Origin of the sequence: Exiguobacterium sp. MMG028 (assembly GCF_027947425.1) — a bacterium.
GTDB lineage: Bacteria > Bacillota > Bacilli > Exiguobacteriales > Exiguobacteriaceae > Exiguobacterium > Exiguobacterium aestuarii_A.
Genome location: NZ_JAQJIN010000003.1, coordinates 151,307 through 177,999, shown reverse-complemented (window position 1 = coordinate 177,999; position 26,693 = coordinate 151,307). Strand labels below are relative to the sequence as shown.

The 26,693-nt window shown below is 48.5% G+C and carries 27 protein-coding genes; 12 read left to right on the top strand and 15 right to left on the bottom strand.

Features of this window, described 5'->3' with window-relative positions:
• Nucleotides 1–21: 21 nt before the first annotated feature.
• Nucleotides 22–3,174 carry an efflux RND transporter permease subunit gene (locus tag PJK55_RS11510; protein WP_271305909.1) on the top strand — a complete coding sequence of 1,051 codons (3,153 nt, stop codon included), beginning with the start codon at nt 22–24 and terminating at the stop codon, nt 3,172–3,174.
• A gap of 39 nt (nt 3,175–3,213) precedes the next feature.
• Here the strand turns inward: PJK55_RS11510 and PJK55_RS11505 are convergent, their stop codons facing one another.
• Nucleotides 3,214–3,699 (bottom strand): AAA family ATPase, encoded by a 486-nt coding sequence (locus PJK55_RS11505; protein ID WP_271305908.1) that lies wholly within the window; start codon nt 3,697–3,699, stop codon nt 3,214–3,216.
• A gap of 119 nt (nt 3,700–3,818) precedes the next feature.
• On the opposite strand from PJK55_RS11505, the gene PJK55_RS11500 reads away from it, so the two are divergent.
• The 4 genes from PJK55_RS11500 (at nt 3,819) to PJK55_RS11485 (ending at nt 6,686) form a co-directional block, all read left to right on the top strand.
• Nucleotides 3,819–4,172 carry a CidA/LrgA family protein gene (locus PJK55_RS11500; protein ID WP_271305907.1) on the top strand — a complete coding sequence of 118 codons (354 nt, stop codon included), beginning with the start codon at nt 3,819–3,821 and terminating at the stop codon, nt 4,170–4,172.
• Complete coding sequence (locus tag PJK55_RS11495; RefSeq protein WP_271305906.1) at nt 4,169–4,843, top strand: LrgB family protein; 675 nt, start codon at nt 4,169–4,171, stop codon at nt 4,841–4,843. Before PJK55_RS11500 ends, PJK55_RS11495 begins: the two co-directional genes overlap by 4 nt.
• A 102-nt stretch (nt 4,844–4,945) precedes the next feature.
• Nucleotides 4,946–6,184 (top strand): peptidase T, encoded by a 1,239-nt coding sequence (pepT, locus tag PJK55_RS11490; RefSeq protein WP_271305905.1) that lies wholly within the window; start codon nt 4,946–4,948, stop codon nt 6,182–6,184.
• 52 nt (nt 6,185–6,236) lie between these two features.
• On the top strand, nt 6,237–6,686 hold the full coding sequence (locus PJK55_RS11485) for an SACOL1771 family peroxiredoxin (protein ID WP_442899508.1): 450 nt from the start codon (nt 6,237–6,239) through the stop codon (nt 6,684–6,686).
• A 38-nt stretch (nt 6,687–6,724) separates the two neighbouring features.
• Here the strand turns inward: PJK55_RS11485 and PJK55_RS11480 are convergent, their stop codons facing one another.
• A complete protein-coding gene (locus PJK55_RS11480) occupies nt 6,725–7,366 on the bottom strand; it encodes a hypothetical protein (protein WP_271305903.1) in 642 nt (213 codons plus the stop codon).
• A gap of 187 nt (nt 7,367–7,553) precedes the next feature.
• On the opposite strand from PJK55_RS11480, the gene PJK55_RS11475 reads away from it, so the two are divergent.
• The gene (locus PJK55_RS11475) at nt 7,554–9,179 is read left to right on the top strand and encodes an ABC-F family ATP-binding cassette domain-containing protein (RefSeq protein ID WP_214790196.1); all 1,626 of its coding nucleotides are present in this window, start codon (nt 7,554–7,556) and stop codon (nt 9,177–9,179) included.
• A gap of 33 nt (nt 9,180–9,212) precedes the next feature.
• On the opposite strand, the gene PJK55_RS11470 is transcribed toward PJK55_RS11475, so the two are convergent.
• Nucleotides 9,213–9,962: a FixH family protein gene (locus PJK55_RS11470; RefSeq protein WP_271305902.1), complete on the bottom strand. Its 750-nt coding sequence runs from the start codon at nt 9,960–9,962 to the stop codon at nt 9,213–9,215.
• A 265-nt stretch (nt 9,963–10,227) separates the two neighbouring features.
• Between PJK55_RS11470 and PJK55_RS11465 the strand changes: the two genes are divergently transcribed.
• Nucleotides 10,228–11,424 (top strand): LysM peptidoglycan-binding domain-containing protein, encoded by a 1,197-nt coding sequence (locus PJK55_RS11465; protein WP_271305901.1) that lies wholly within the window; start codon nt 10,228–10,230, stop codon nt 11,422–11,424.
• A gap of 65 nt (nt 11,425–11,489) precedes the next feature.
• Nucleotides 11,490–11,753 carry an LlsX family protein gene (locus PJK55_RS11460; RefSeq protein ID WP_271305900.1) on the top strand — a complete coding sequence of 88 codons (264 nt, stop codon included), beginning with the start codon at nt 11,490–11,492 and terminating at the stop codon, nt 11,751–11,753.
• A 24-nt stretch (nt 11,754–11,777) separates the two neighbouring features.
• On the opposite strand, the gene PJK55_RS11455 is transcribed toward PJK55_RS11460, so the two are convergent.
• From PJK55_RS11455 to PJK55_RS11435, 5 genes are all read right to left on the bottom strand, one after another.
• Complete coding sequence (locus PJK55_RS11455) at nt 11,778–12,215, bottom strand: hypothetical protein (protein ID WP_271305899.1); 438 nt, start codon at nt 12,213–12,215, stop codon at nt 11,778–11,780.
• Nucleotides 12,212–13,537 (bottom strand): PepSY-associated TM helix domain-containing protein, encoded by a 1,326-nt coding sequence (locus PJK55_RS11450; RefSeq protein ID WP_271305898.1) that lies wholly within the window; start codon nt 13,535–13,537, stop codon nt 12,212–12,214. Before PJK55_RS11450 ends, PJK55_RS11455 begins: the two co-directional genes overlap by 4 nt.
• Before the next feature lie 216 nt (nt 13,538–13,753).
• Nucleotides 13,754–15,022: an isocitrate lyase gene (aceA, locus tag PJK55_RS11445; RefSeq protein WP_214746768.1), complete on the bottom strand. Its 1,269-nt coding sequence runs from the start codon at nt 15,020–15,022 to the stop codon at nt 13,754–13,756.
• A 75-nt stretch (nt 15,023–15,097) separates the two neighbouring features.
• A complete protein-coding gene (locus PJK55_RS11440; RefSeq protein WP_015880380.1) occupies nt 15,098–15,394 on the bottom strand; it encodes a hypothetical protein in 297 nt (98 codons plus the stop codon).
• A complete protein-coding gene (locus tag PJK55_RS11435) occupies nt 15,391–17,574 on the bottom strand; it encodes a malate synthase G (protein ID WP_442899507.1) in 2,184 nt (727 codons plus the stop codon). Before PJK55_RS11435 ends, PJK55_RS11440 begins: the two co-directional genes overlap by 4 nt.
• A 180-nt stretch (nt 17,575–17,754) precedes the next feature.
• Here PJK55_RS11435 and PJK55_RS11430 point away from each other — a divergent pair, with 180 nt between their 5' ends.
• Both PJK55_RS11430 and PJK55_RS11425 read left to right on the top strand, forming a co-directional pair.
• Nucleotides 17,755–18,201, top strand: coding sequence for a MarR family winged helix-turn-helix transcriptional regulator (locus tag PJK55_RS11430; RefSeq protein WP_078146066.1), 447 nt, complete (start codon nt 17,755–17,757; stop codon nt 18,199–18,201).
• Nucleotides 18,198–18,833 (top strand): nitroreductase family protein, encoded by a 636-nt coding sequence (locus tag PJK55_RS11425; RefSeq protein WP_271305896.1) that lies wholly within the window; start codon nt 18,198–18,200, stop codon nt 18,831–18,833. Before PJK55_RS11430 ends, PJK55_RS11425 begins: the two co-directional genes overlap by 4 nt.
• 38 nt (nt 18,834–18,871) lie before the next feature.
• Here PJK55_RS11425 and PJK55_RS11420 read toward each other — a convergent pair whose 3' ends face one another.
• From PJK55_RS11420 to PJK55_RS11405, 4 genes are read right to left on the bottom strand one after another with little or no spacing between them, the layout of a single operon-like run.
• Nucleotides 18,872–19,534, bottom strand: a complete 663-nt coding sequence (locus tag PJK55_RS11420; protein ID WP_015880376.1) for an NAD(P)H-dependent oxidoreductase — start codon at nt 19,532–19,534, stop codon at nt 18,872–18,874.
• 16 nt (nt 19,535–19,550) lie between these two features.
• Complete coding sequence (locus PJK55_RS11415; protein WP_271305895.1) at nt 19,551–20,162, bottom strand: SAM-dependent methyltransferase; 612 nt, start codon at nt 20,160–20,162, stop codon at nt 19,551–19,553.
• Entirely contained in the window at nt 20,159–21,166 is a 1,008-nt protein-coding gene (locus tag PJK55_RS11410) for an ABC transporter permease (RefSeq protein WP_271305894.1), read from the bottom strand. The genes PJK55_RS11415 and PJK55_RS11410 overlap by 4 nt, the downstream gene beginning before the upstream one ends.
• Nucleotides 21,163–21,837, bottom strand: coding sequence for an ABC transporter ATP-binding protein (locus PJK55_RS11405; protein WP_271305893.1), 675 nt, complete (start codon nt 21,835–21,837; stop codon nt 21,163–21,165). The genes PJK55_RS11410 and PJK55_RS11405 overlap by 4 nt, the downstream gene beginning before the upstream one ends.
• Nucleotides 21,838–22,004: 167 nt before the next feature.
• Between PJK55_RS11405 and tnpB the strand changes: the two genes are divergently transcribed.
• Nucleotides 22,005–23,177, top strand: a complete 1,173-nt coding sequence (gene tnpB, locus PJK55_RS11400; RefSeq protein WP_271305892.1) for an IS200/IS605 family element RNA-guided endonuclease TnpB — start codon at nt 22,005–22,007, stop codon at nt 23,175–23,177.
• Between the two features lie 240 nt (nt 23,178–23,417).
• Entirely contained in the window at nt 23,418–23,855 is a 438-nt protein-coding gene (locus PJK55_RS11395) for a hypothetical protein (protein ID WP_271305891.1), read from the top strand.
• Nucleotides 23,856–23,967: 112 nt separating this feature from the next.
• Here PJK55_RS11395 and PJK55_RS11390 read toward each other — a convergent pair whose 3' ends face one another.
• The 3 genes from PJK55_RS11390 to PJK55_RS11380 are packed head-to-tail and all read right to left on the bottom strand — an operon-like array spanning nt 23,968 to nt 26,614.
• Nucleotides 23,968–24,708, bottom strand: coding sequence for an AAA family ATPase (locus PJK55_RS11390; RefSeq protein ID WP_271305985.1), 741 nt, complete (start codon nt 24,706–24,708; stop codon nt 23,968–23,970).
• A complete protein-coding gene (locus tag PJK55_RS11385; protein ID WP_271305890.1) occupies nt 24,699–25,967 on the bottom strand; it encodes a sensor histidine kinase in 1,269 nt (422 codons plus the stop codon). The genes PJK55_RS11390 and PJK55_RS11385 overlap by 10 nt, the downstream gene beginning before the upstream one ends.
• Nucleotides 25,964–26,614: a response regulator transcription factor gene (locus tag PJK55_RS11380; RefSeq protein WP_271305889.1), complete on the bottom strand. Its 651-nt coding sequence runs from the start codon at nt 26,612–26,614 to the stop codon at nt 25,964–25,966. Before PJK55_RS11380 ends, PJK55_RS11385 begins: the two co-directional genes overlap by 4 nt.
• Nucleotides 26,615–26,693: the final 79 nt, after the last annotated feature.

Here is a 26,693-nt window from a genome sequence, read left to right as displayed (position 1 = left end):
TATAGAGGAGATTAAGAACCCATGCAGAAAATCACGTCCTTTTCCGTCAACAATAAGTTCGCGGTTTGGTTGATGACGATCATCTTGACCGCCGCCGGTCTTTTCGCCGGTCTGACAATGAAGCTCGAGACGCTACCGGACATCACGACGCCGACCGTCTCGGTCACAACCATCTATCCAGGTGCATCCCCTGAGCAAGTGCTTGAAGAAGTCAGTACCGTTCTCGAAGAACGCCTGCAAAGTCTAAATGGTGTGGAACAAGTCCGTTCTTCATCATTCCAAAACGCTTCGAACATCCAAATCGATTACGACTTCAGTACAGATATGGATGAAGCAGAACAGCAAGTCAAAGACGCATTAAGTAACGTCGAACTACCTGAATCAGCACAAGAACCTCAAGTGTCGCGTCTCAGCTTCGACGCTTTCCCGGTCATCGGAGCTGCCATCTCGGATGAAAGTCTTGACTTGGCGGAATTGACGAAACTCGTCGAGGAAGAAGTCCAACCCGCTCTTGAAGGCGTAGAAGGCGCACAAACCGTCCAAATTGCCGGACAAGAGATTCGTCGCGTCGAACTTCAATTCGATCAAGAAGCGCTCGCTGAATACAATTTGACAGAAGACACGGTCAAACAATTGATTCAAGCGAATGACGCCCGTATCGCGCTCGGACTATATGAATTGGGTGACACGGAGCAAGCGGTCGTCATCGATGGAAAATCTGAGACGCTCGAAGCGTTCCGCGACATCCAAATCCCTTACTCACCAGCACAATCAACGCCGACAACACCGTCTGCTCCGACTGAATTGCCACCTGGTCAAACACCAGACGTGCCGACAGAGGTCCCGACGGAAACACCATCGGCATTACCACCGAACGTTCCAACGACGGTGCCGACTGTCGCGTTGAGCGAGCTTGCGACGATCGAGGACAAAGGAATTGAAGAATCGATTTCTCGCTCGAACGGTGAACGTTCCATCGGCGTACAAGTGACGAAGACACAAGATGCGAACACGGTCGATGTCGTCAACGCCGTCAAAGAAGTGTTGAGTGACTTCGAAGCAGAGTATGACACGGCGAATGTATCGATCACACTCGACCAAGGACAACCGATTGAAGAGTCGGTCGAGACGATGTTATCGAAAGCATTGCTCGGTGGCTTATTTGCCATCCTTATCATCTTAGTGTTCTTACGTAACTTCCGATCGACGATCATCGCTGTCATCTCGATCCCGTTATCGCTTCTCATGGCACTTATCGTGTTGAAGCAATTGGATATCACATTGAACATCATGACACTCGGTGCGATGACCGTTGCGATTGGACGCGTCGTCGATGACTCCATCGTCGTCATCGAGAACATTTACCGTCGACTCACACGATCGAACGAACCACTTCGCGGTAAAGAATTGATCATCGCGGCGACAAAAGAAGTATTCATCCCGATCGCTTCGTCGACAATCGTTACAATCGCGGTATTCTTACCGCTCGGATTTGTCACAGGATTTGTCGGTGAATTGTTCTTGCCGTTCGCATTGACTGTCGTTTTCGCCCTACTCGCTTCGTTACTCGTCGCGATTACGGTCGTCCCAATGATGGCCGACTCATTCTTTAAAAACCGCGATAAGTTGAAGCCAGAAGAAGGTCCAGGAAAGCTCGCGGAATGGTATCGCGGCGTCTTGAACTGGTCACTGAACCATAAACTCGTCGTCTTCGGACTCGCGACTGCCCTATTGATTGGTAGTTTTGCCCTCGTCCCAGCGATCGGGGTCAACTTCTTGAACCAAGATTCGGAGAAGACGTTGTTCGTCACATTCGACCCAGAACCGGGTCAAACGCTTGAAGATTCGATTGCTGCAGCTGAAGTGGCAGAAGAATACTTCATGGAAGAACAACCGAACGCAACAGACGTTCAGTTCACGGTCGGTGGAGAGAACCCGCTGAACCCAGGAAACAATAAACAAGGAATCTTTATCGTCCAGTATGACCCGGACACGGAAGATTTCGCAGATGTGAAGTTGGCTGATATCGAGAAGTTGAACGAACTCGCCTCAAACGGGGAGTGGAAAGAACAAGACTTCTCAGGTGGCGGCGCAACGAGCGGTGTCACGTATAACGTCTACGCCAACTCGCTTGAAGATTTAGAAGCGATCGTGCCGACTTTCATCGAAACGATTGAAGAAGAAACGGATTACGTCCGTCAAGCGACATCTGACTTACGTGAGTCCTATGTTCAATACACGTTCAACGTCGACCAACAAGCCGCAGCAGAAGCTGGTGTATCTGCAGGTCAAATCGCACAAGTCATCAGCCAATTCCAGGCACCAGAAAGCCCACTTGCGAGCGTGACAGTGGATGACAAACAGTTAGACGTCGTCATCCCGAACGAGCAAGTGACGTATGATAGTGTCGATGACCTGCAAGCACAAGAAATCACGACACCGTTCGGACCACGCCCGATTTCAGACTTCATTGAAATCGAAGAAGGCACAACGCCGGACACACTCGTCGAGCGCGACGGAAAACTGCTCGCACAAGTAAGTATTGAACTCAGCACAGATAAAGCGACAGAAGCGTCTGCTGCGATCGAAGAACGCGTATCAGAGATCGAGCTCCCGTCTGGCGTATCGTATGATGTAGGCGGTGTAACGGAACAGATTCAAGAATCGTTCACACAGCTTGGTCTTGCGATGCTCGCCGCAATCGCCATCGTATACTTGGTTCTCGTGATCACATTCGGAGGGGCACTCACACCATTCGTCGTGTTGTTCTCACTCCCGTATGCGATTATCGGGGGACTTGTCGCCCTCCTCATCACTGGTGAAACGATTTCGGTTTCTGCTTTGATCGGGGCACTCATGTTGATTGGGATTGTCGTCACGAACGCCATCGTCTTGATTGACCGTGTCATTCATAAAGAAGAAGCTGGTTTATCAACACGTGAAGCGTTACTTGAGGCAGCAGGCACACGCCTTCGCCCAATCTTGATGACCGCACTTGCGACAATCGGTGCACTCGCACCGCTCGCACTCGGTCTCGAAGGTGGGGCACTCATCTCGAAAGGTCTCGGAGTCACCGTGATCGGCGGACTTACAAGTTCGACGCTTCTCACGTTGCTCATCGTACCGATTGTCTATGAGTTCTTTGCACGATTCCGTAAGAAAAAACAAGCGTAAGCCTAAAACATGCGTAGCGGTGTATCCGCTACGCATGTTTTATTTTTCAATGATATGTAGGTGTTCCGTATCATCTGGAGCTTCAAAGAATGAAGTCACGTGATGAAAGACTTCTTCCGTATCAAATGCGGCTCGTTCTGGTTCCATGATGCGACGTTTCTGAATCTGTCGAAGACATTGTTCATCACTTCGGTTGAGATAAATCAGACGGTGATTCGCCCCAGTGTGTTCTGACAATTGTAAAAACCAAGATCGTGACGATTTTGTATTTGCCGGGAAATCCATCACTACATGTATCCCGAGTCGCAGCAACTGTTGGACATGAGATTCAATTAGTGGCTTCAATAGCCTAGCATGCTTTTGATAGTCCTCAAACGTATGAATTTGATTCGGATATAACGTAGACAGCCATTCATCTTCAGATAAGAGAACCGCTCGTTGTTCAGCAGCCATTTGCTTGGCCATCGTTGATTTTCCAGCCCCCATTTTTCCACATAAAAAATAAAGTGTTCCCTTTTCTTCCATCGCGCTATCTTCCTCCTCTTCATCAAGTAGAATAAACGTATCATACCCTTTTCTTGACCTCTCTCGTTGAATTTGAGAAGATTCATACGTTTTGAATGACGTGAAAGGAAGTCATGTATATGAAATTATTAAAATGGATGATTGGGCTCGCTCTTTTATTCGGACTGAGCACGCTCGGCAACTGGATGGTTGAGACGTTCTCGTGGAAAGTACCGGGCAGCGTCATCGGCATGGTGCTGTTGCTCGTTCTCTTAGTAACAAAAGTCATCCGCGTGGAATGGATTGAAGACAGCGCTGGATTTTTGACGAAGCACCTCGCATTCTTCTTCATCCCGATTGCCGTCGGTCTCATGGCATACGGTACGTTGTTAAAAGCCGCTGGCGTCCCTCTTCTCGTCACGTTACTCATCAGCATGGCGGTCGGTATGGTCGTGACAGCGTTTGTTTCCGGGAAAGAAGGTGAGACATCATGACATACGTTTGGATCGGACTGACGATTTTCGTGTATTCGCTCAGTCGTCAACTTTCGAAAAAGTGGGCATCTCCGTTCACTAATGTCGTCTTCTTAAGTACAGCGATTCTGATTCTTCTGTTACTTGTGACAGGACAGTCCTATGATACGTATAAACCGGCTACCGATCTCATCACCATCTTACTCGGTCCGGCGACAGTCGCCCTCGGGTTACCGCTCTATCGCAACTTACCCGTGTTACTCGCCCGGGCAAAACGGGCCCTGAGTGCCATCGTACTTGGGTCACTGTCCACGATTTTTGTGGCTGTCCTTTTCGGCAAATTGTTTTCATTCACCGAAAACGTATTGATTGCGCTATCGGTCAAATCGGCCACGTCCCCGATTGCCCTTGAATTGGCTCGACAACTAGAAGGTGATGCAACGCTTGCGGCTTCGATTGCAGTCGCCTGCGGTATTTTAGGTGCGATGCTCGGTCCGGTACTATTGACATGGATTCGTATAGACGACCCGTTCACGCGTGGACTCACACTCGGCACCATCAGTCACGGGATCGGGACCGCTCAAGCGGCGACGGAACATCCGTTGTCTGGCGCCACAGGCGGTGCCGCGATGGGATTGACGGCCATCTTCACATCGTTCATCTTGCCGATTTTATATCCGTTTCTCTTTTGAACAGGTCACGCTCATTTCATCGATGGGCGTGACTTTTTTGTTTCGACTTCGAGCGCGCGTGATAAACTAATGAAGATGAAACTTTTTAGAGGAGGGCAATCCATGCAAGAGAAACTAATTGAACGCTTAATGACATACGCGAAGATTGATACACAGTCTGACTTCACGAGTACGACAACACCATCGACGGCCAAACAATGGGATTTGATTCGTCATTTGGAAAAGGAACTGAAAGAACTTGGGCTGACAGACGTCGAGACGGACGAATACGGCTATCTCTTCGCCACACTTCCGAGTAACGTCGATCATGACGTCCCGACAATCGGCTTCCTCGCTCACGTGGATACGGCGACCGATTTCACGGGTACGAACGTTTCACCTCAACTCGTTGAGCATTATGAAGGTGGCGACATCGTCTTGAACGAGTCGCTTCATGTCGTCTTGTCACCAAAAGACTTCCCAGAACTTGACGGGTATGTCGGACATACGCTCATGACAACGGACGGAACGACACTCCTCGGTGCGGACGATAAAGCAGGGATCGCCGAAATTGTCACAGCCGTCGAATACTTATTGGCTCACCCTGAGATTCCACACGGGCCAGTCCGCATTGCCTTCACACCGGATGAAGAAATCGGACGCGGACCACATAAATTCGATGTCGCTCGTTTTAACGCGGACTTCGCTTACACGATGGACGGCGGTCCACTTGGAGAGTTACAGTATGAAAGTTTCAACGCAGCCGGTGCGACCGTCACCTTCCACGGGACGAACGTGCATCCAGGTAGCGCCAAAAACAAGATGGTGAACTCAATGAAGCTCGCGATGGCGTTCCAAAACCGTTTACCGGCTGACGAGGCACCGGAACGTACGAGCAACTATGAAGGATTCTTCCATTTGAACGGTTTTAATGGGGATGTGGAGAAGACGACACTTCAATACATCATCCGCGATCACGACAAACAGAAGTTCGAAGCGCGTAAAGCGTTGATGGAGAAACTTGTCCTCGAATGGAAACAAAAATACGGGGAAGAGCGGATTGAGCTCAAAATGGAAGACCAGTATTACAACATGGCCGAGAAAATCGAACCGGTGAAACACATCGTCGATACCGTCGCTGACGTCATGCGCGGCCTTGGCATCGAACCGAAGATTGAACCGATTCGTGGTGGGACAGATGGATCGCAACTTTCTTACATGGGCCTTCCGACACCGAACATTTTCACGGGTGGCGAGAACTATCACGGGAAGTTCGAATATATTTCTGTGAACAACATGGAAAAAGCAACAACCGTCATCATCGAAACACTTCGCACATTCGCGAAGCGTGCACAAGCATAACACATGCGCCTCCAATCGTTCTCTTTTACACTAGAGACATTGGAGGCGATTTTTGATGAAACATACATTTAGCATGAACCTCGGCTGGGATGGCGGACGAAATGACGTCGGTACCCTCGAGGCTGAGCGATTAAAGACACAGATTTCGATTCCACCCGAAATGGACGGTCCCGGAGTCGGCACGAATCCGGATGAAATGTTACTCGGAGCAGCGGCCACGTGTTATATCATCACACTCGCAGCCGTACTCGGGCGAAGCGACCTGACTCACCGTGGCATCACGATTGACGCAGAAGGAATCGTCGATGTGACTAACGGCATCTTCACCTACGAGACGATTCGCTATGCGACAACGATTCTAGTACCTGCAGAGATGACCGACCGAGAGATTACGCTAGTCGAGCGCATTGCGAAAAAAGCGAAAGATCAATGTATGATTTCACGCGCGCTCGCAGGAAATGTAGCGTTCGAATTGAATACGACTGTTGTACGAGTCGACTGAAGCCATCATGATGATGGCTTTTTCTGTGCATCGAAGTGTCAGCTACCTTGTTGATCGATGATCTCACCGTCCACAGAAATCCCTCGTACAATCGCTCCTTGCCCGATTTGAAAATAATATCGACCCAGACCCTTTCGAATCATCGTTGCCTCGGTGAACATAGTGTCGTGATGGGATTTCGTTTCAACTGTATCGATTTTTGGATTGTTCACTTCTCCAAATGTCACATCGAAAGCATATTCGACGTTGCCTTCATCGTCATAGTCTCTTAAAAAGGTGTCGTACACGGTGAGGTTGTCATTTTCATAGTGGGTCCATCCTGCTGGTCCTAAAAGCTCCCACCCTTCTTCATCATTCCCCTCAAAGAACTGGACGACTAATGCCTCCATCTCATTTTGAAAATCAATATCATCTTGAAACTCCATGACATCTTGGAACTCTACAGGATCCGGAATCGTCGTGTACATGACGATGGTCACCCCATCGTGTCGTGTTATATAAATCAATTTATTCATGTCATAAGTTAGACCTTTAGCCAACGCCTCGTCAAAATCATCAAATTTCCCAAACTCAAACTTCTCTAACTCAAACGCTTGAAGCTCATTCTTTAACATTGAATTCAGCACACTTGAACTAACCGCAATGAATATGATGATCAACCAGAGTCTAATTTGTTTCATAGTACCCCCCATTTGATTCACGTGCATTTTGTTCTACATAATATTTCCATCTTACGGTGCAGAATCCTCTATCTGATGCACAAGTTTATCTTTAGCGTTTGTGAATCATGACGTGACACTGCGCGATTTTTAAAAACGTGATACAATACACGTCGTAAACTAATCAGAAAAATGAGGGATACCATACATGATTACAGTAAATAACGTCAGCCTACAATTTGGCGGTCGCAAGTTGTTCGAAGACGTGAACATCAAGTTCACACCAGGCAACTGTTACGGATTGATCGGTGCGAACGGTGCCGGTAAATCAACATTCTTAAAGATTTTATCAGGTGAGCAAGATACGACGACGGGTGATGTCAGCATCACACCGGGTGAGCGTCTCGCGGTCCTCAAGCAGGACCACTACGCGTATGAGGACAGTGCTGTTCTCGAGACCGTCATCATGGGTCACGAGCGTCTTTATAGCGTCATGAAAGAAAAAGACGCCATCTATATGAAAGAAGATTTCTCAGACGAAGACGGGATGCGCGCAGCTGAACTCGAAGGTGAGTTCGCTGAGTTGAACGGTTGGGAAGCAGAGTCAGAAGCGTCGATGGTTCTTCAAGGTCTTGGGATCACAGAAGCGCTTCACCAGAAACAAATGAGCGAACTCACAGGTGGCGAGAAAGTCAAAGTCCTTCTTGCCCAAGCACTCTTCGGTAAGCCAGACATCTTGCTTTTGGACGAGCCGACCAACGGACTTGACCTCAAAGCAATTCAATGGCTGGAAGAGTTCTTAATCAACTTTGAAAACACAGTCATCGTCGTTTCCCACGACCGTCACTTCTTGAACAAAGTCTGTACACACATGGCAGACCTCGACTTCGGAAAAATCCAATTGTATGTCGGGAACTACGATTTCTGGTATGAGTCAAGCCAACTTGCTTCACGTATGGCTTCAGACCAGAACAAGAAGAAAGAAGAGAAGATCAAAGAACTTCAAAACTTCATCGCACGCTTCAGCTCGAACGCCTCGAAAGCGCGTCAAGCGACGTCACGTAAGAAGTTGCTCGATAAGATCACACTCGACGACATTCGTCCGTCATCACGTCGTTATCCGTTCGTCGGATTCACGATGGAGCGCGAAATCGGGAACGATGTTCTCTATGTCGACAACGTTTCGAAGACGATTGATGGCGTGAAAGTGCTCGACAACGTCACGTTCTCACTCAACAAGACGGACAAAGTTGCATTCGTTGGTCGTTCTGACGTTGCGATCACGACACTCTTCAAAATTCTCATGGGTGAGATGGAACCAGACACTGGATCGGTCAAATGGGGCGTGACGACGACTCAGTCGTACTTCCCGAAAGACAACTCGGAATACTTCGAGGGCTCGGAAAAGAGCATCCTCGACTGGTTGCGTCAGTTCTCACCAGCCGATGAGTCAGATACGTTCCTTCGTGGATTCCTTGGCCGCATGCTCTTCTCAGGTGAAGAAGTCATGAAGAAAGCGTCTGTCCTCTCAGGGGGAGAAAAAGTACGCTGCATGCTCTCGAAGATGATGCTCTCAAACTCGAACGTGCTCGTCCTCGACGATCCGACGAACCACTTGGACCTCGAATCAATCACAGCACTCAACAACGGTCTCGAGTCATTCAAAGGCGTACTCCTCTTTAGCTCACATGACCATCAGCTCATCTCGACGATTGCGACACGCATCATCGAAGTGACACCGAATGGCATCGTGGATAAAGAAGCAACGTACGATGAGTACTTGGAGAACGAAGCGCTTCAACAACAAGTTGAATCTCTCTATCAAAATGCATAATAAAAATGATCGGCTCGCGTGAGCCGATCATTTTTATTTGACGTCTACCATTTCCATCACGTGCTCATGAATGTCATGACCTTTCGTGACGTGAACTTGAACGTTGTATGCACCAGATTCAGTAAAGGTGTACATTCCTTTGTACATCCCAGCATCTGCTTCCTCTAACTTCACCCACTCATGTTTCTCCGCTCCGTCTTGGAAGATTTCGAGTTGTACGTCTGCCCCCGCTAACATCTCGTCTTCAATCATGACGTGTACCATGAACGGTTGTTCCTCACCTGCTGTCGCCTCTTTCGGATCGAGCGTAATGTCCGCTCCTGCATGGTGATGGTGGTCACTATCTTCCTCAGCTTCAGCTATCGTTTCTGGATGTCCAACCGTCACATTCGTCGTCGGCATCGTATGCATCGAACGCGCTGTCACGTGAACTTGGACCGTATAGACCGCTTCTTCCGCAAACGTCGTCTCTGCTTCATAGACACCGTCTTTCGTGAGTGACGCCTTGATCATGTCACTCTCTTCTTTCGCACCATTCTTCCATACTTCGAACTTGATCTCATCCGCATCGTCTACGGGTTGACCATCTTGCGTAACTTTTACAGATAAAGGTACTGTTTCTTCTTTTTCTGCCGTCGCAGCAACCGTCAACTCTGCCTCTACCGGCTCCATCGATTGTGGAACAGTTGCACTTTCTGCTTCTTTCTCCGTGCCGCAAGCACCGAGTACGAACAGGCCGATGAGTCCAAACACGACCCCAAACCGTGTCATCATCTTTTTCATCATAAATCCTCCTTATAAATCGCTTACATCATTCACACATTGTTCATGATACCATCTCTTTCCAAAAAGAGTGTGAGCATTCTGTGAGATATCCCACGATACGTTCTCACAAATTTCACACATATAGTTGAATCAAAATTTGTTTCATTCATTTCCGAATATTAGTCCATCATTTCTAAAAAGGGGTATATAAAATATATATAAGGCGTACATTTGGAAAGTCTTAACATCAAGAGGATGACATCATGAATGGAGGCGAATTCAGATGAAACGTAGGGTCATTCGTGGGGCGATGGCATTGTTCATCTTATTGGCGATGGTGATCACGCAATCGATCTCCGTCAGTGCCGCCGCTTCAAAATTTATCACGAGCGTGAATACGACGAGCAAAGTCGTCGCGTTGACGTTCGATGATGGGGCAGACGGGGCAAACACGAACAAGATTTTAGACATTTTGGCAAAAAACAACGTCAAAGCCACTTTCTTTTTAACAGGATCCGGTGCAAACAACCATCCCCAATACATTAAAAACATCGCCGCAAAAGGGCATCAGCTCGGTAATCACTCATACACACACCCAGACTTCACGAAACTAACTGCCACTCAAATGAAATCCGAACTCGACCGCACGGAAGCTTTGATCAAGTCGTTGACCGGAAAAACGACAAAACCGATTTTCAGAGCCCCGTTCGGAGCCGTCAATAGTACTGTGTTGAACGGCGTCGGTGCTGCCGGATATGGTTACACGATTCAATGGAACATCGATACGATTGACTGGAAAGGGTTGACCGCGAGCCAAATCAATACGAAAGTACAAACCAATATCAAACCGGGTTCAATCGTCTTGATGCATACAGGTGCGGGTGCACCGGGTACTCCACTTGCACTCCCAACGATGATTTCACAACTCAAAGCAAAAGGGTACCAATTCGTCACGGTCTCGCAATTACTCGCCTATCAAAACACGTCAACGAACAAAACGTATACTGTGAAGTCCGGTGACACGTTGTACAGCATCGCACGGACGTATGGCGTCACCGTATCCGCTTTAGCGGCAGCTAACAATATCACCAACGTCAACTCCATCACTGTCGGACAAGTGCTTATCATTCCAGGAACAACCGTCACACCTCCACCTACAACAACTGTGAAATATACCGTGAAATCGGGCGATACGCTCTATAAGATTGCGACGATGTACAATACGACCGTCGCGAAGATTGCAGCCGCTAACAATATCACCAACGTCAACTCCATCACTGTCGGTCAGGTGCTCATCATTCCAGGAACAACCGTCACACCTCCACCTACAACGACCGTGAAGTATACCGTGAAGTCGGGCGACACACTGTATAAGATTGCGACGATGTACAATACGACCGTCGCGAAAATTGCAGCGGCTAACAACATCACGAACATCAATCTCATCACTGTCGGGCAAGTGTTGACCATTCCGAAATGAGTGAACCGTGAATCTTTTCCTCTACTTGTGACGTATCGTATGCAAACAGGAAAAGAGGAATCGCTATGACTCGAATCGCAATCCGCGTTAGTATCGCTGCACTCATCGGACTTGGTGTCTCCATTGCCACATTCTCGATTTTGATTTGGCTCGGTTATGAACAAGCACTCACATCCGGTGAGCCGATCCAATTCTTCACTCGTGACATTTATCAATTCGAAAACGAGGTCGGGGTGGCCAATCAGAATCAGATGGCCATACTTGGTGCAGGTTTTATGGGAATCGCTATTCTCATCGGAGAAATCGGGGCACGCCTCAAACAAAAATAACCGCTGCACGTGCAGCGGTTATTTTTAGTGATGATGTCCACCATCGTGATCATGTGACTGAACTGTCGATTGTTCAATCTGGTCGATTTGGTCTTGTGGTACATCGCCGACAATCATCCATGCAGTTGGGGTATACACTTTCTGCCCTTCATGCACCATGCCGTTCACTCGATAAATTCCTTGATCGAGCTTCACGCTCGTTACGAGGTAGCCATCCCTTTCCGTCACTTCGTATGTCCGTGTGTCCTCGGTGGCATAAGGTGTGACTTGGATATGGCTTTCTGTCACGCGTTCGTCATTCGCTACTTTCATCGCAAGTGTCGTCAATCCGACTTCCACGCGTTCAGGTACAATCAATTGAATCCCAATCGGATCAATGGTGCGTTCAATCGGTTGAAGCTGACACGCGCCTAACCAGATTGTCGCTAGGATGACAGGAAGGACTGTTTTGAATCGTCTCATGCTGCCACCTCCGCTTTCAACTTTCGGCGTCCGACCAACCAATCAAATACGAGAACGATAAGGATACTGATTCCCGCGAGCGGTAATGTCACACCGAGCAGTAAAATCGAGATCCCAACGATTCGTTTGATCCGTTCGTCTTCGAACCGCTTCATCTGTTCGATGGATCCGACTTTTCGTTTGCGCCACATCACGAACGAACTGATGACCACAAAAATAAGACCTAGACAAAGTGCGACTCCGACCAATTGATTCAGTAATCCAAACAAACGACCTTCGTGGAAGGCGATTCCGACCGTAATCAGTTTTCCAAGAATCCCATAATCCGCATACGTTACAGAACTAAGTGTCTCACCGCTATATTGATCTAAGTTCACCGTTGCTTCTTTGAACGGGTGTCCTGCTGCTGATGTGACGGTATAGACGCCTGTTTCGCCTTCCGGAAGCGAGATTGTGTACGGTCGATTGATCGACGTATTGTTCACGACCAGATTCAAGTCAATTGGCAACAGTGTACTTGGTGAAGATGCCGGTACAAGATCTGCTTGTGTTGCCCAAGGTACGTCTTCTGCCACATCTTTTGTGGTCACAGTTGATTCCGGTTTAGCGCCAAACGCATAGGCATACATCGGTGCTCCCGTATTTGTCGACGAGGAGACCCACTGCAACATCGCCCCTGACACGGATGACCATGCAAGACCTGAACTGATGATGATGACGAGACCTAACGATGACCATAAGGCGACGCTACCATGCATTTGTTTCCACCACTGCCGACCTTTCCCGAGCTTCGGCATGAGCATCCGAAGCGGATTTTTGCCACGTGGCCAGAATAAGAACGTTCCCGTGATGAGTAGAATAATCGCCCATGACGCTGCGAGCTCGACAATCCAGTTCCCGATTTGTCCGCCTAATAGTGTGCCATGAATCACAACTAACAAATCCATACTACTTTCAGCAGTTCGTGTCCCTAAAACTTCGGCAGTTTCTGGATGAATATATGTATACATCATCTCGTCATTGTTCATCCAACCGATTCGAGTCGATTCACCTTCATCCGGCAATCGAATCGATGTAATCATCGCATCCGGATATTCTGTCATGAATGATTCCTTTTGGATTTCTATTGGTTGTTCTTCCGTGAAAGATGCTGTCATCATGTCTTTGTATTGCATCTTCGTTATTTGTGGTTCAAATAAATAAATGCTTCCTGTCACAGCCAAGATAATGAAAATCGGTGCAAATATAAGACCTGCATAAAAGTGCCAACGCCAAATTGCTTGATGCCAAGCGTTGCGTTTGTTCAATCGTTCCCCTTGCATAACGCTTCCCCCTTATTTTTTGTGTCCAACTTGTGAACAGATTGAGTATACAAGGAATGGAAACGTTTTATTCTCTCTAGTTGTGACAACTATTCGTCGAATTGGAGAAGTAGAAATGAACTTTGGTTCATCTTTTTTTCACATATTTATCAATTTATCTCACACATTTTCACATAAAGAAAGAGACACCAACAAGCTGGCGTCTCCAAAATATGATCAATTTGTGAATTGCTCTGCTTCTGTCGATCCAGCTAATGCAGTCGTTGATGATTGCCCACCTGAGATGACGAGTGAAACTTCATCGAAGTACCCCGTCCCGACTTCACGCTGATGACGTGTCGCCGTGTAACCATGTACTTCAGCCGCAAATTCTGCTTGTTGTAACTCCGAGTACGCCGCCATGCCACGGTCTTTGTATCCGCGTGCGAGCTCGAACATACCGAAGTTGAGCGCGTGGAATCCAGCGAGTGTGACGAACTGGAACTTGTATCCCATTGCGCCGATTTCTTGTTGGAACGTCGCAATCTCTTCGTCTGACAACTTCTTCTTCCAGTTGAACGATGGCGAACAGTTGTAAGCGAGTAGCTTCCCTGGATACTTCGCATGAATCGCTTCGGCAAATTGACGTGCCTCTGCCAAATCTGGTTCAGACGTCTCACACCAGACGAGGTCTGCATATGGTGCATAAGCAAGACCACGAGCGATGGCTTGCTCGATACCAGCTTCCGTACGATAGAAGCCTTCCGGTGTACGCTCTCCAATGATGAACGGGTGATCGATTGGATCGATGTCGCTCGTGATCAAGTTCGCCGCATGCGCATCTGTCCGTGCTACGATGATGGTCGGGACACCCATGACGTCTGCCGCGAGCCGAGCCGAAATCAAGTTTTTCACAGCCGTCTGGGTTGGGAGTAACACCTTCCCACCGAGGTGACCACATTTCTTCTCAGACGAGAGCTGGTCTTCGAGGTGAACGCCGGCAGCCCCTGCTTCGATCATTGCCTTCGTCAATTCGAATACGTTGAGCACCCCACCGAATCCTGCTTCCATATCCGCGACAATCGGTGCGAACCAATGCGTATCGCCTTTTCCTTCTGCCGTTTGAATTTGATCGGCACGTTGAAGCGCCTGATTGATTCGTTTGACGACACTCGGAACCGAGTTGGCCGGATATAAACTCTGGTCCGGATACATGTGACCCGACAGGTTAGCGTCTGCCGCTACTTGCCAACCACTCAAGTAGATGGCTTCGAGTCCTGCTTTTACTTGCTGAATCGCCTGGTTCCCTGTCAATGCACCAAGTGCATGCACGTAGTCACGCTCGTGCATCAATTGCCATAAGCGTTCCGCTCCTTTTGTCGCAAGCGTTTGTTCAATCACAATCGATCCTCGTAATTTCATAACATCTTCTACGGAGTATGGACGTTCTACCCCTTCAAATCGTTCTGACTTCCAGCTGTTCACCAATTCTTCGCGTTGTTTCATTAACAAACCCTCCTGTATTATATTAATTTTAATTAATTCAATTTGTTATATAACAGATAGTGCAAATTAAATACTTTAGTCGAGGTAAGCACAGCACTCCAACGCTGCTTTGAACGTCGAATGCTCCATCCCGCAACAACGGCATACGTTCTCTTCGTCCCGATCTTCCGGTTTGCGGAAGACGACAACTTCATCAATCGGCTCTTTCATGATTTGGAGCGAGCCGTCGGCACGGTCCAAGACGAGGCGCATCAAGTCGTTGCCATATACGAATGCTGTATTCGCAAGTGATGCTGTCGATTCTCCAGATACGATGCGGCGGACGACCCAACGTTCAATCAACTGTTCGCTTTCCATTTTTTTCGTTGTCATGATGAGGTTCCTCCTTTTAAATTGAACTCCACGGTTTGTCGTTTCATAAATTCACGGCGGCGGCGATGCAAGATTGGTTCCGTGTACCCGTTCGGCTGTTTCAACCCATGAAACACGAGTTCGTGAGCAGCTTGATAGGCAATTGACTGATCGACGTTCGGTGTCATCGGTCGGTAATTCGGGTCTGACTCATTTTGCTCGTCGACGACTTGTGCCATCCGATAAAGCGTGACTTCCACTTGATCTGCTGAACAGATGCCGTGATACAGCCAGTTGGCCACGTGTTGGCTCGAAATCCGGAGTGTCGCCCGGTCTTCCATCAGTCCGATATGATGAATATCCGGCACTTTCGAACAACCTACACCTTGTTCGACCCAACGAACGACGTATCCGAGCAATCCTTGTAAGTTGTTCTCGAGCTCTTCTTTGATTTCGTCTTGTGAATAGATGCGCGTCGCGAGCGGAATGTCGAGGAGCTGTTGTCGCTCATGTTTCGAATGAGGCTGCTTGATCAATTCTCGCTGTACATCAAAAGCATCGAGTTGATGATAGTGCATCGCATGGAGCGTCGCCGCTGTTGGCGAAGGCACCCAAGCCGTCGTTGCCCCGGATTGTACGTGTGCAATTTTCTCACGCATCATGTCCCGCATCCGGTCGGGCATCGCCCACATCCCTTTTCCGATCTGTGCTTGATGATGGAACCCGCTCTCGAGACCAGTTGATACATTCAACCGTTCATATGCAGCGAGCCAAGGTGACGTCTTCATTTCTCCCTTTCGACGCATCGGTCCGAGTGTCATCGAGGAATGAATCTCGTCCCCCGTCCGGTCGAGGAATCCCGTGTTGATGAAGACGACCCGCTCTTTCACTTGAGCGATACAACTTTTCAAGTTGAGCGACGTTCGTCTCTCTTCATCCATCACGCCGACTTTTAACGTATGGCGCGGAATGTTCAATAGATCTTCTACAGCGTCAAACAAGTCATTGGTGAATGCTACTTCTTCAGACCCGTGCATTTTCGGTTTGACGATATAAATCGATCCTTCCCGAGAGTTGAGGCGTCGATGTAGATGGCGACTCGCGATCAATGAAGTGAAGATGGCATCAACGATCCCCTCTGGTACCTCACGACCTTCTGCATCAAGGATCAAGTCCGTCGTCATCAAGTGTCCGACATTTCGAATGAATAAGAGTGCGCGTCCTGGGAGGACAACTTCCACTCCACCTTTTCCAATCAAACGCTTATCTTCGTTTAAACGTCGAGAGAGTCGCTTCCCGTTCTTTTGGAATGAGGCTTCAAGCGTCCCATCCATCAAGCCGAGCCAATTACGATACAGATGAACTTTGTCTTCCGCACAAACGGCTGCGACTGAGTCCTCACAATCCACGATTGCGGATAGGGCTGATTCGAGCTCGATGTCCATCAGTCCAGCAGGATCGACTTTTCCGACCGGATGCTCGCGGTCAAATTGCAGTTCAACGTGCAAGGCATGGTGTCTGAGCATCAACGTCTTCAACTCGTTCGGTTCTCCGGTGTAACCGACGAAAGAATCATCTGCGAATGAATACTCGTCGTTCCCGATTACCGCATAGGCGACATCGTCACGAACGACGTATCGTGTCACTTCCTTGTGCGACCCTGATGGTAGCGGGAACGTGTCATCTAGAAACTGTTTCGCCAACCGAATAACTTCATTACCGCGAACGGGATTATATCCCCGTCCCTTTTCCATACCGTCCGCCTCTTCAATCATATCTGTTCCATAAAGGGCGTCGTAGAGACTTCCCCATCTGGCATTGGCGGCGTTAAGTGCATATCTGGCATTGTCTAACGGTACGACGAGTTGCGGTCCCGCTTGATGCGCGATTTCACGATCGACACCCGACACATCGATGTTAAAATCTTCGACGACCGGTTCGATATAGCCGATTGACGTTAAAAATGTCTCATATTCGATTGGATCGACTTCTTCTTGGCGACTGTACCACTCCTGTAACAATCGCTCATATGTCATGCGCTGCTCCAGAAGTGTCTGATTCACTGGAATGAAACGCTTTAGAAGCGATTCAACGCCTTCCCAAAAAACGTTGATTTCCTGGGGTTCGAGTACGTTCTTATTCACAAATTCAAACAGCTTTTCATGAACATGATACGTATTTAGTCGTTCATAGTGTTCCAAGCGTTCACATCCTCCCTCAACCATTGTTATATATCAGTTGATTACAATATAGACTATTATATAACAGTTTGACAACCCATTTTTAAAACTTTTTATTTGAAATCTAGTCAGGATGGGTTTACTATACATTGTGTGACCCATCAATGATTGAGTCATCAATGATTTGAGGAGGCGATGTGCATGCGAGATTCTTGCTCGCTCCGTGATCAAATTCTCTATCACATCATCACCGTACAAAAAGAATTGGGGCAATTATTCGACTCTGAAATGGACGGGCTCAGCTTGAGTCGCTACGACATTTTAAGCAACCTGTATCACGTCGGTCCATTGCGGCAACGTGAATTGCAACAACGCGTCGATGTCGACCATGCCGCCATCACCCGACACCTGAAACAATTAGAGACACAAGGACTGATCACGCGGAGACGCTGTGAACAGGACAACCGTGTCATCTATGTCGAGTTGACAGACGATGGTCGTGAGCAAATTGCACATTGGACTGAGCAAAAAGAGTGCTTAACGGACCGACTTTTTGTCAACATGAAGGTAGAGGATCAACAACAGTTATTAGCATCCCTAACGATGTTACAAGATACTATTGACCATGAAAGGAAGACTACAATATGAACACTGCTACACAAAAAGACTTTATGGAGATTGTCAAAGGACGCCGCTCGATTCGTGTATACGACGAGAACGTGAAGATCTCAAAAGAAGAAATGACACAAATCCTTGAAGAAGCGACAACAGCTCCTTCATCACTCAACTTACAGCCATGGCGCTTCGTCGTTATCGATAGCGCAGAAGGAAAAGAAACACTCCTTCCACTCGCAAGCTTCAACAAACGCCAAGTGGAAACGTCTTCAGCTGTTATCGCCCTCTTCGCTGACTATCAAATGGCAGATTACACAGAAGAGATTTTCGATACAGCGGTAGAGCGCGGTATGATGCCGGCTGAGGTCCGTGACCGTCAAGTCGACATGATCAAAGGCATCTTCAAAGACGCACCGAAAGAAATGGTCAAAGACAGCATCATGCTCGATTCAGGTCTTGTTGCGATGCAACTCATGCTCGTCGCACGTGCACACGGGTATGACACAAACCCAATCGGCGGATACGACAAAGCGAACATCGCTGAAACGTTCGGTCTCGACAAAGAACGTTACCTTCCAGTCATGCTTCTCTCAATCGGGAAAGCAGCAGAAGAAGGTTACCCATCAGTCCGCTTCCCAGTCGACCGCATCACAGACTGGAAATAATTCGAAAGGGTCAATCGCCGAAGCGATTGACCCTTTTTTCATCCGATATATTTGACGACTTCGTTGAAGTCCCGGCGTGTTTTCGGTGCGAAATCACGCGCCCGATACCCAAATGCAACCATGACCGAAAGTGACCATTCGCCTCGTTCCATCACACCTTCTGAGATGAGCAACTCATCGATTTCCTCTTGATTGAACCCTTCAATCGGGCATGAATCGATTTCGATTTGCGCGGCAGCCGTCATCATATTCCCGAGTGGAATGTATGTCTGACGCTTGATCCATTCCTGGAAGACACGTTCATCATCCAAGAGACGATAGTCGTTCTCCTGGAACTCCTGTACCCGTTTCACGCGTTGCGCGTATTCTTCTTCCGTCCGACCTTGCACGCCCGTCACGATATGACGAATATAGTCCGCATCGTAACGCATGGCTTTCGGTGTTCTTGCGAGAATCAACACGAAGTGGCTCGCAGTCAAAGCCTGACCTTGCGCCCCCCATGCGTGATCTTTAATTTTTTGGAGCAAATCTTCCCGACGAACCACGACGAATTGCCATGGCTCAAATCCGAATGAACTCGGTGAAAGACGTCCTGTCTCTAAAATGAACTCCATGTCCTCTTCTTTGATTTTACGATCCGCATCGAATGCTTTCGTCGCTTGACGCCAACGATACGCCTCTAAAATGTCTTTCTTTTTCATCGTGTTCACTCCTCCATTACCAAGATGACTCCATCATATCAAACCGATAAATCAAAAATCGCTCATGAAGATTCTTCAGCGGCAATCGCACCGTTTGTACGTACTGAAAAGGCGTCTCGTCGTTCAAATAATGGAGGTACTCATCCGCCGGATAATATAAAATCACATCGACCGGGCGAGGATCTATTTCAACAGATTCGATGATGTTGGCAATCACTTGGCGGAAGACGTTCACGGAGAACGGATTAAAGAAGTAGAATCGATTCGCATCCGATGGAATCGTGAATTCCTCCGCGAGTCCTTGTTCCAATTGAACACTTCCCCGATTACGATGTTTCTTCGTATAGCACACCCAATTCTGGAGTGCCTCCTCGTGAAATCCACCGTCCATCTCGACACCGATTGACCGCACGCGAAACGTATACGCCAAATAAAACGGCAGACGTCCTTTGCCCGAACCGAAATCAACAATCGTATCTGTGGACTCTAACGGATAAGCGTCCCGAAGCAAATCGAGTGCCTCGTAAGGAGTCGGTTCATAACGGTGATATTCCGCCGAAGATGGAAATCCTTGCTGCGGTTTGGCCGTCTCGATTTGTAACAGTTGCTCATATTGCTGTTCGTTCATGATGAACCTCTTTCTTGAATGGATTGGAAGAATGGATGCCGCTCCATCTCTCTCGTAAATGACGTCTGTTCCTGATAGGCGACATACATGACATAAATCGGAACCAATACTTTAAACCAGCTTGGAAGTAAAATGAAGCTTGTCACGCCAAGTGGAATGAGTCGAAACCACATATTGCGGTGGCTCGGCGTCCTAAAATAGATGAGGATTGCCATCGTCCGTCTGACGGTGCCAAAGCGATTCGGTTTCGGTCGATATAGTGGACGTGTCCGCTCACTCGTCTTCTCGATGGCACCTGAGGTTGTCAGCAGGACTCGGTCGAATGAGGCACGCTCACGTTCCCCGATTTCAATCTCGCGACCGATATTCGGATGTTTCCACACCCATCCTTCCCCTACGTATAACGCAAATGTGACCATCATGCTTCCAATAAACACACCGAGTAACACCGACTCAATCAATAGCGCATACACGCCTACAAAAGCAATCAATAAGATCAATAATCGTTTCATGAGATGGACGTGTCGGAGGCGAAGTTGATACTGAATCCATGCATGGCACCAGGAGAGTAAGAAAAGCGCCGCTCCGAATGCGAGGATCTCGACAGTGGTCTTTCCCTCCACATGTAGAATCGGTGCGAATAATAGAAGATAGAATCCATATTGAATCAGGTGTTGAGTCATCTGATATGCGACAGAATACCATTTCAACTGTCGAATGAGATGACGATCTGCCACAAGGATGAGGTCGGCGCGTTCCACCCATACAAACATGCGGTCCTGCCACATCACCCATCCGAACAGGATTGCCCATAACAGGTAAGGCACATCACGCAACCAATCGATATTCCCTTCCCATACGAGCCAGTAAGAATACCCTGCCCATATGAGAAGAGGAATGACGCCGTATAAAAAAATCGTCCAGTCGACAATCAGTCGGACCGTCTTCCACTGTTGTTTCATATAACGGGAGACACGCATCCAAAACAATCGTTTCGCAATCATCGGAGCGCCACATCTTCCATCATATCGAACAAGGTCATCCCCTCTGTTTCGAGTGCTTCACGAATCTCTGCTTTCGTCCCACTCGCAAAGAGTTGCCCGTCATCAATCCATACGAACCGGTCACACAACCGCTCGGCCGTATCAAGAACGTGTGTGACTAGTAAAACAGCGGCTCCCCTCGTGCGCTCCGCTTCTAACAATCGAAGTAATTGGATGGTGGTCGTTGCATCTAATCCGATAAACGGTTCATCGACAATCAATACATGCGCTTCTTGAATGAGCGCCAATAAAATCATCGCTTTTTGTTTCATCCCTTTTGAAAAAGAGGAGAGATACCGGTCTGTCACATGATCGAGTCGGAAAAGCTGCAACAACTCCTTCGTCTTTTCCTTCGACTCGACACCCGTCAATTCTTGTACGAGCGCAATATGTTCCGATAATGTCAAATAATCGTAGTAAACCGGTTGCTCCGGGATGTACGCATAGCGTTCCATCTCGACGGTTCCTTTCATCCATGGAATCGTTCCTGTCAGACAGGCAATGGTGGTCGTTTTTCCCGCACCGTTCGACCCAATCACCCCTAAAATCTCACCTGACCGCACATCAAACGAAATGCTTTGAATGACTGGCTCGTTTACCTCATATCCTGCTTTGTCGATTGATACGATCATCTCATGTCCCCCTATTCAAAACGAAATCGAGCGTATTCTCCTTGATTTTATCAAAATTAGGCGAGAATACGCCCACTTCTAAACGTTAAGGACAGGGCTTACGTGAAAGTGGGAGATGAATCGCCAACCTCTCTTTCGGGTATGATTCCTTCAAGGAGGTGAACCTTATGGTGAAGCACAAGGGCTATAAGTTTCGGATCTATCCGACGAAGGAACAGGAGGTCCTGATCGCCAAGACGATCGGCTGTTCGCGTTTCGTCTTCAACCATTTCCTGTCGAAATGGGACACGGCCCATGAAGCGACAGGCAAGGGACTGTCGTATGATGACTGCTCGAAAGACCTTCCCATGCTCAAGCAGGAATTCAGTTGGTTGACGGAAGTGGACAGCACGGCCGTCCAGAACAGTGTCAAACACCTGGCCGACGCGTACAAGAGATTCTTCAAGAATGAGGGAAATCATCCCCGTTTCAAGTCGAAGCGAAACCCCGTCCAATCCTACAAGACGAACATCCAAGGAAAGTCCCAGCTCCCCGAGGTCTCGATCGTCGGGAACAAGCTCAAACTCCCCAAGCTGAGATGGGTGCGGTTCGCCAACTCGAGACAGGTCGAGGGTCGCATCCTGAGCGCCACGATCCGACGCACGGCTTCGGGTAAATACTTCGTCTCCCTTCTCGTAGAGCAGGAGATCGGTGAGCTGGCGAAGACCGGTTCATCGGTCGGCGTGGACGTCGGGCTGAAGAACTTCGCCATTTTATCGGACGGCACGGTGTACCAAAACGACCGTTACTTCCGTACGCTCGAGAAGAAACTCGCCCGCGAGCAACGTAAGTTGTCCCGTCGTCAGCGCATCGCCCTGAACAAGAAGGTGACACTCTCCGAGGCGAAGAACTACCAGAAGCAGAAGCGGAAGGTCGCCCGCATCCATGAGAAGATCGCCAACAGACGCACCGGCTTCCTGCACAATGTGTCGACCGAGATCGTCAAAAACCACGACGTCATCGGCATAGAGACCCTGCAGGTGAGGAACATGCGGAAGAACCGCAAGTTGAGCAAGTCGATCTCCGAGGTCAGCTGGTCGGAGTTCTTTCGCATGCTCGAGTATAAGGCCGACTGGTACGGGAAGACCGTCGTGAAGGTCGGGAAGACCTTCGCCTCGAGCCAGCTCTGTTCGGGTTGCGGCCATCGACACACAGACGTAAAGCATCTCGCATTGCGTGAATGGACATGCCCGAGCTGTGGGATCCATCATGATCGTGATGTGAACGCAGGACTGAACCTCAAACAAGAAGCCGAGCGCCTGTTGGCTTCTTCAACCGTCGGGACGACGGGGCTAGCCTGATCAGGTTTCTCTCGTTAGAGAGGATAACTCAGGAATCCTCCACCTCTAAGAAAAGCGTAGGTGGGGGTAGTTCAATCCAGTATAACCCAAACAATCTGAACGATTGGGAAATGCTTCGGTTGAAGCCGTATTTTGATGTGACATCCACATTTTTTTCTGAAGATTGAGTGTGATTCGTTTACTTTAGCGTGGTAACGTGAAATGATAATCATAACAACTCTTTTAAAGTGAGGTGACGGTGTGTCTACCACGGAGTACGAACAAGCGACATCTATTTTGCATCACCTCTTTACCGCCTCTTCCTTTGTCGGAATCGATTTCGGTTCTGGTCCGAATCACCATCTCCTCTATTTCAGTCGCCAGGGGTTAGAATCCTGGATTTCGATTGAGGGCCCGTGGCACGTTCACGCCACACAAAACACGTTTGACGAAGGTGAACAACTCGAACAACTCATGCGGCTTCGTCGTGAGCGCATCCATCACGTACGACTCGGTCACGAACATCCCCATCTCGAACTCGAATTTGAATCAGGTTCTCTCCTATTCATCAATGGATTTCAAGAACAATTTGAATGTTGGCAAGCAGGTGACGCGCGACCGCTCGGCGGAGATGCCTATCTGTTGGTCGCGATGCCGCAAGGTGAACTTGCTGTGTTTGCAGATGGAGACGACGAATGAGCACATGGATGGAAATTGTTTTGTATATGTTGATTGACGGGGGCGTTAGCCTCGCAATCATCTTATTGCGAAAGATTACGAAAGCATGAAAAAAGCGGCCGAGGCCGCTTTTTTAGTCGAACAAGACCCGCTGCATCCGCTCTGGCGCATCCAAATAGTCGCGCATGACCTTTACATGTTCCAGATCATCAAACGCTGTCGGAGTAAGCCCCGTCTCGACTTGCAAAATCATCGCACCTGGATACGACATCAAAATGGGTGAGTGACTCGCAATGATGAATTGACTGCCGGATTGTACGAGTTCATGCATGCGCGCGAGCATCGTCAGTTGGCGCATCGGTGACAATGCGGCCTCTGGCTCATCCAAAATGTAGAGACCATCTCCACGAAATCGGTGTAGCATGAGGGAGAGAAACGCTTCACCGTGCGATTGTTCATGAAGAGAACGTCCGCCGTATGATTCATAAAACCGTTCAGGATTTCGCCCTGATTTCGCCATTTCGTCCACATAACTCGATAGCTGGTATGCCGTCTCGGCACGTAAGAAAAAGCCATCTTTCGGACGATACGGGCCTCGAATCGGACGAAGCGCTTCAAACAAGGAACTATGCGTCGACTCTGTTTCAAATTGGAAGGAAGGTGCTCCGCCTTCTGGATTGAATCCGGCCGCCACGGCCATCCCTTCAATCAACGTCGATTTCCCACTCCCATTCTCTCCGACAAGAAACGTGACAGGATGATGAAACGATAGTTCATCGAGTGTCTGAAAAATCGGTAACGTATACGGATAGCCTGTCGAACGGATTCGTTCCCTCTCTAACCGTACCCCACGCAAAAATAACCTCATGTCCATTCGATCCAAAATGTCGCCCCCTTCTCTGAATCAACCCCGTAAGAAAGTCCTTGTGCTTCAAGAAGTAGTTTCGTGATGGCGAGACCTAGACCATGTCCGTTCGAGCGGTCTCCTTTCACATACATATCCCAAATGGAGTGCTGGATGGTATGGTCAATTCCCTTCCCTTCATCGGTCACTTCTAATCGATTTGGCGTCAGTCTGATGGTGATGCATCCCCCAGAAGGACTCGCTTCATACGCATTTCTCAAGAAGTTCGAGAGAACCCGTTCCATCGCTAGTCGATCGGCTTGAATCGTTACAGGTTCCAATTGTAAGTCGAGCGTCACGTCTTTTTGTCGGAACCACTCGGACATGCGTGAAGTCAGTCGACGAATCAAGTCATCTAGTTGAAGCGACTCTATTTCAAGCGGAATCGTACCCGACGACAACTTTGAATATTCGAGCATCTGGTTGACGAGTCGGTCAATCCGGTCCACTTCCTCGGTAATACTTTTCCCGGTCATCGAAATATCCGATGTCTCCACAACACCTAGCTCCAGCATCTCCGCCTCGTTCCGAACGATGGCGAGTGGTGTACGCACATCATGCGTCACCCCGGATATAAATGATTTTTGAAGTGCTTCTTTTTCTTGAAGCGATTCATTCATACGACCGACCGTGACGGTCAAATCTCCAATCTCGTCATTCGTCACATTCGGTAGAGTGATGTCGTGTCGCCCCTCCATGATCGATGCGGTCGCTTGTTTCAACTCCACGAGCGGCTGCGTGAGCCGACGACTCATCCAAAATGTGACGCCGATGGCAACCAACAGTGCCAGGATAAATCCACCTGCTAAGATGAGATAAATTTGCTGAAACTGTGGATTCGAAAACGGTACGGGGCTGTACGTCACGATTTGAATATCCCCTTCTTCTTGTAAATACGTCAAGAAGCGGGTGCCGTTCACACTCACTTCGTCCTGAACCGCTAAGTCATTCGGGTCGAGGTTGATCGGCATCATGCGATGCATCCGTCCACCACGTTCTAGCTCGATCCGTTGCCCGTTCTGAAATAGGAGCACATCTAGTTGACCTGGAATCCCACGACCTTCTTGAACGGCCTCATATACAATCGCTGCCTCGCGCTCCAATTGTGCATATGTTTCGTCTTCTGCGAAGCGTCCGATCAATAATGACGTGAGTCCGAAAGTTAAGAGTGCCATCACAGCAAGTGGTAGAACAGCCGTCCACAGTAATTTCTTCATCAAGCGATTCATGACAGTCCCTCTAAGCGATAACCGACCCGGTGAACGGTCTTCAACTGTTCTTTCAGTGTGGGTGATTTATCACGTAATTGTTTAATATGAGTGTCGACCGTACGCGTATCTCCGACAAACGTGTAGTCCCATACGTCGTCGAGCAGGCGATTCCGGTCTAACGCCTCTCCGACGTGCTTCCATAGATACAAAAGTAGTTCATACTCCTTGTTCGTCAGTCGAAGCGGATGTCCGTTCTCTTGTACCATTCTCGATTTGATGTCGATAGTGAGCGCTCCGAATTGAATCAAATCGGTCTGTTTGACGAGACGTTTCAGACGAATCTCTAGCTCTTTCAAGACAATCGGTTTGACCAAGTAATCGTCTGCCCCGAGCTCCAATCCGAATACGCGATCATCTGCCTCGCCTCGCGCCGTCGTCAAGATGATGGCAGGTGCGGGCTGTTGCGCTTTCAATGTCGGAATCAAGGTCCATCCTTCTCCGTCCGGTAAGCGAACATCCAATAAGATCGCATCAAACCGTTGATGCAGCTGTTGTTTCGCCTCACTCAAGGTCATCGCCACGGTCACATCAAATCCTGCATACGTTAAAAAACGGGACATGCCGTCCGCCAGTTTTTGTTCATCTTCCACAACGAGTACGTTCATCTTCTATCGCCTCCACATCCATTATATCGCACACATCGAACGTCCCACCGTTTCCCAAAGACAATTTGCAGAAATCTTG

Excerpts from the sequence above, each read along its gene's own strand:
- PJK55_RS11470 (WP_271305902.1), bottom strand. The coding sequence starts at position 9,962 with ATGAAAAAGATGATGACACGGTTTGGGGTCGTGTTTGGACTCATCGGC.
- pepT (WP_271305905.1), top strand. The coding sequence starts at position 4,946 with ATGCAAGAGAAACTAATTGAACGCTTAATGACATACGCGAAGATTGAT.
- PJK55_RS11380 (WP_271305889.1), bottom strand. The coding sequence starts at position 26,614 with ATGAACGTACTCGTTGTGGAAGATGAACAAAAACTGGCGGACGGCATG.
- PJK55_RS11450 (WP_271305898.1), bottom strand. The coding sequence starts at position 13,537 with ATGCAAGGGGAACGATTGAACAAACGCAACGCTTGGCATCAAGCAATT.
- PJK55_RS11430 (WP_078146066.1), top strand. The coding sequence starts at position 17,755 with ATGCGAGATTCTTGCTCGCTCCGTGATCAAATTCTCTATCACATCATC.
- PJK55_RS11475 (WP_214790196.1), top strand. The coding sequence starts at position 7,554 with ATGATTACAGTAAATAACGTCAGCCTACAATTTGGCGGTCGCAAGTTG.
- PJK55_RS11510 (WP_271305909.1), top strand. The coding sequence starts at position 22 with ATGCAGAAAATCACGTCCTTTTCCGTCAACAATAAGTTCGCGGTTTGG.
- PJK55_RS11460 (WP_271305900.1), top strand. The coding sequence starts at position 11,490 with ATGACTCGAATCGCAATCCGCGTTAGTATCGCTGCACTCATCGGACTT.
- PJK55_RS11420 (WP_015880376.1), bottom strand. The coding sequence starts at position 19,534 with ATGAAAAAGAAAGACATTTTAGAGGCGTATCGTTGGCGTCAAGCGACG.
- PJK55_RS11505 (WP_271305908.1), bottom strand. The coding sequence starts at position 3,699 with ATGGAAGAAAAGGGAACACTTTATTTTTTATGTGGAAAAATGGGGGCT.
- PJK55_RS11385 (WP_271305890.1), bottom strand. The coding sequence starts at position 25,967 with ATGAATCGCTTGATGAAGAAATTACTGTGGACGGCTGTTCTACCACTT.
- PJK55_RS11480 (WP_271305903.1), bottom strand. The coding sequence starts at position 7,366 with ATGAAACAAATTAGACTCTGGTTGATCATCATATTCATTGCGGTTAGT.
- tnpB (WP_271305892.1), top strand. The coding sequence starts at position 22,005 with ATGGTGAAGCACAAGGGCTATAAGTTTCGGATCTATCCGACGAAGGAA.
- PJK55_RS11405 (WP_271305893.1), bottom strand. The coding sequence starts at position 21,837 with ATGATCGTATCAATCGACAAAGCAGGATATGAGGTAAACGAGCCAGTC.
- aceA (WP_214746768.1), bottom strand. The coding sequence starts at position 15,022 with ATGAAACAACGCGAAGAATTGGTGAACAGCTGGAAGTCAGAACGATTT.
- PJK55_RS11440 (WP_015880380.1), bottom strand. The coding sequence starts at position 15,394 with ATGACAACGAAAAAAATGGAAAGCGAACAGTTGATTGAACGTTGGGTC.
- PJK55_RS11500 (WP_271305907.1), top strand. The coding sequence starts at position 3,819 with ATGAAATTATTAAAATGGATGATTGGGCTCGCTCTTTTATTCGGACTG.
- PJK55_RS11390 (WP_271305985.1), bottom strand. The coding sequence starts at position 24,708 with ATGGACATGAGGTTATTTTTGCGTGGGGTACGGTTAGAGAGGGAACGA.
- PJK55_RS11455 (WP_271305899.1), bottom strand. The coding sequence starts at position 12,215 with ATGAGACGATTCAAAACAGTCCTTCCTGTCATCCTAGCGACAATCTGG.
- PJK55_RS11425 (WP_271305896.1), top strand. The coding sequence starts at position 18,198 with ATGAACACTGCTACACAAAAAGACTTTATGGAGATTGTCAAAGGACGC.
- PJK55_RS11410 (WP_271305894.1), bottom strand. The coding sequence starts at position 21,166 with ATGATTGCGAAACGATTGTTTTGGATGCGTGTCTCCCGTTATATGAAA.
- PJK55_RS11415 (WP_271305895.1), bottom strand. The coding sequence starts at position 20,162 with ATGAACGAACAGCAATATGAGCAACTGTTACAAATCGAGACGGCCAAA.
- PJK55_RS11465 (WP_271305901.1), top strand. The coding sequence starts at position 10,228 with ATGAAACGTAGGGTCATTCGTGGGGCGATGGCATTGTTCATCTTATTG.
- PJK55_RS11495 (WP_271305906.1), top strand. The coding sequence starts at position 4,169 with ATGACATACGTTTGGATCGGACTGACGATTTTCGTGTATTCGCTCAGT.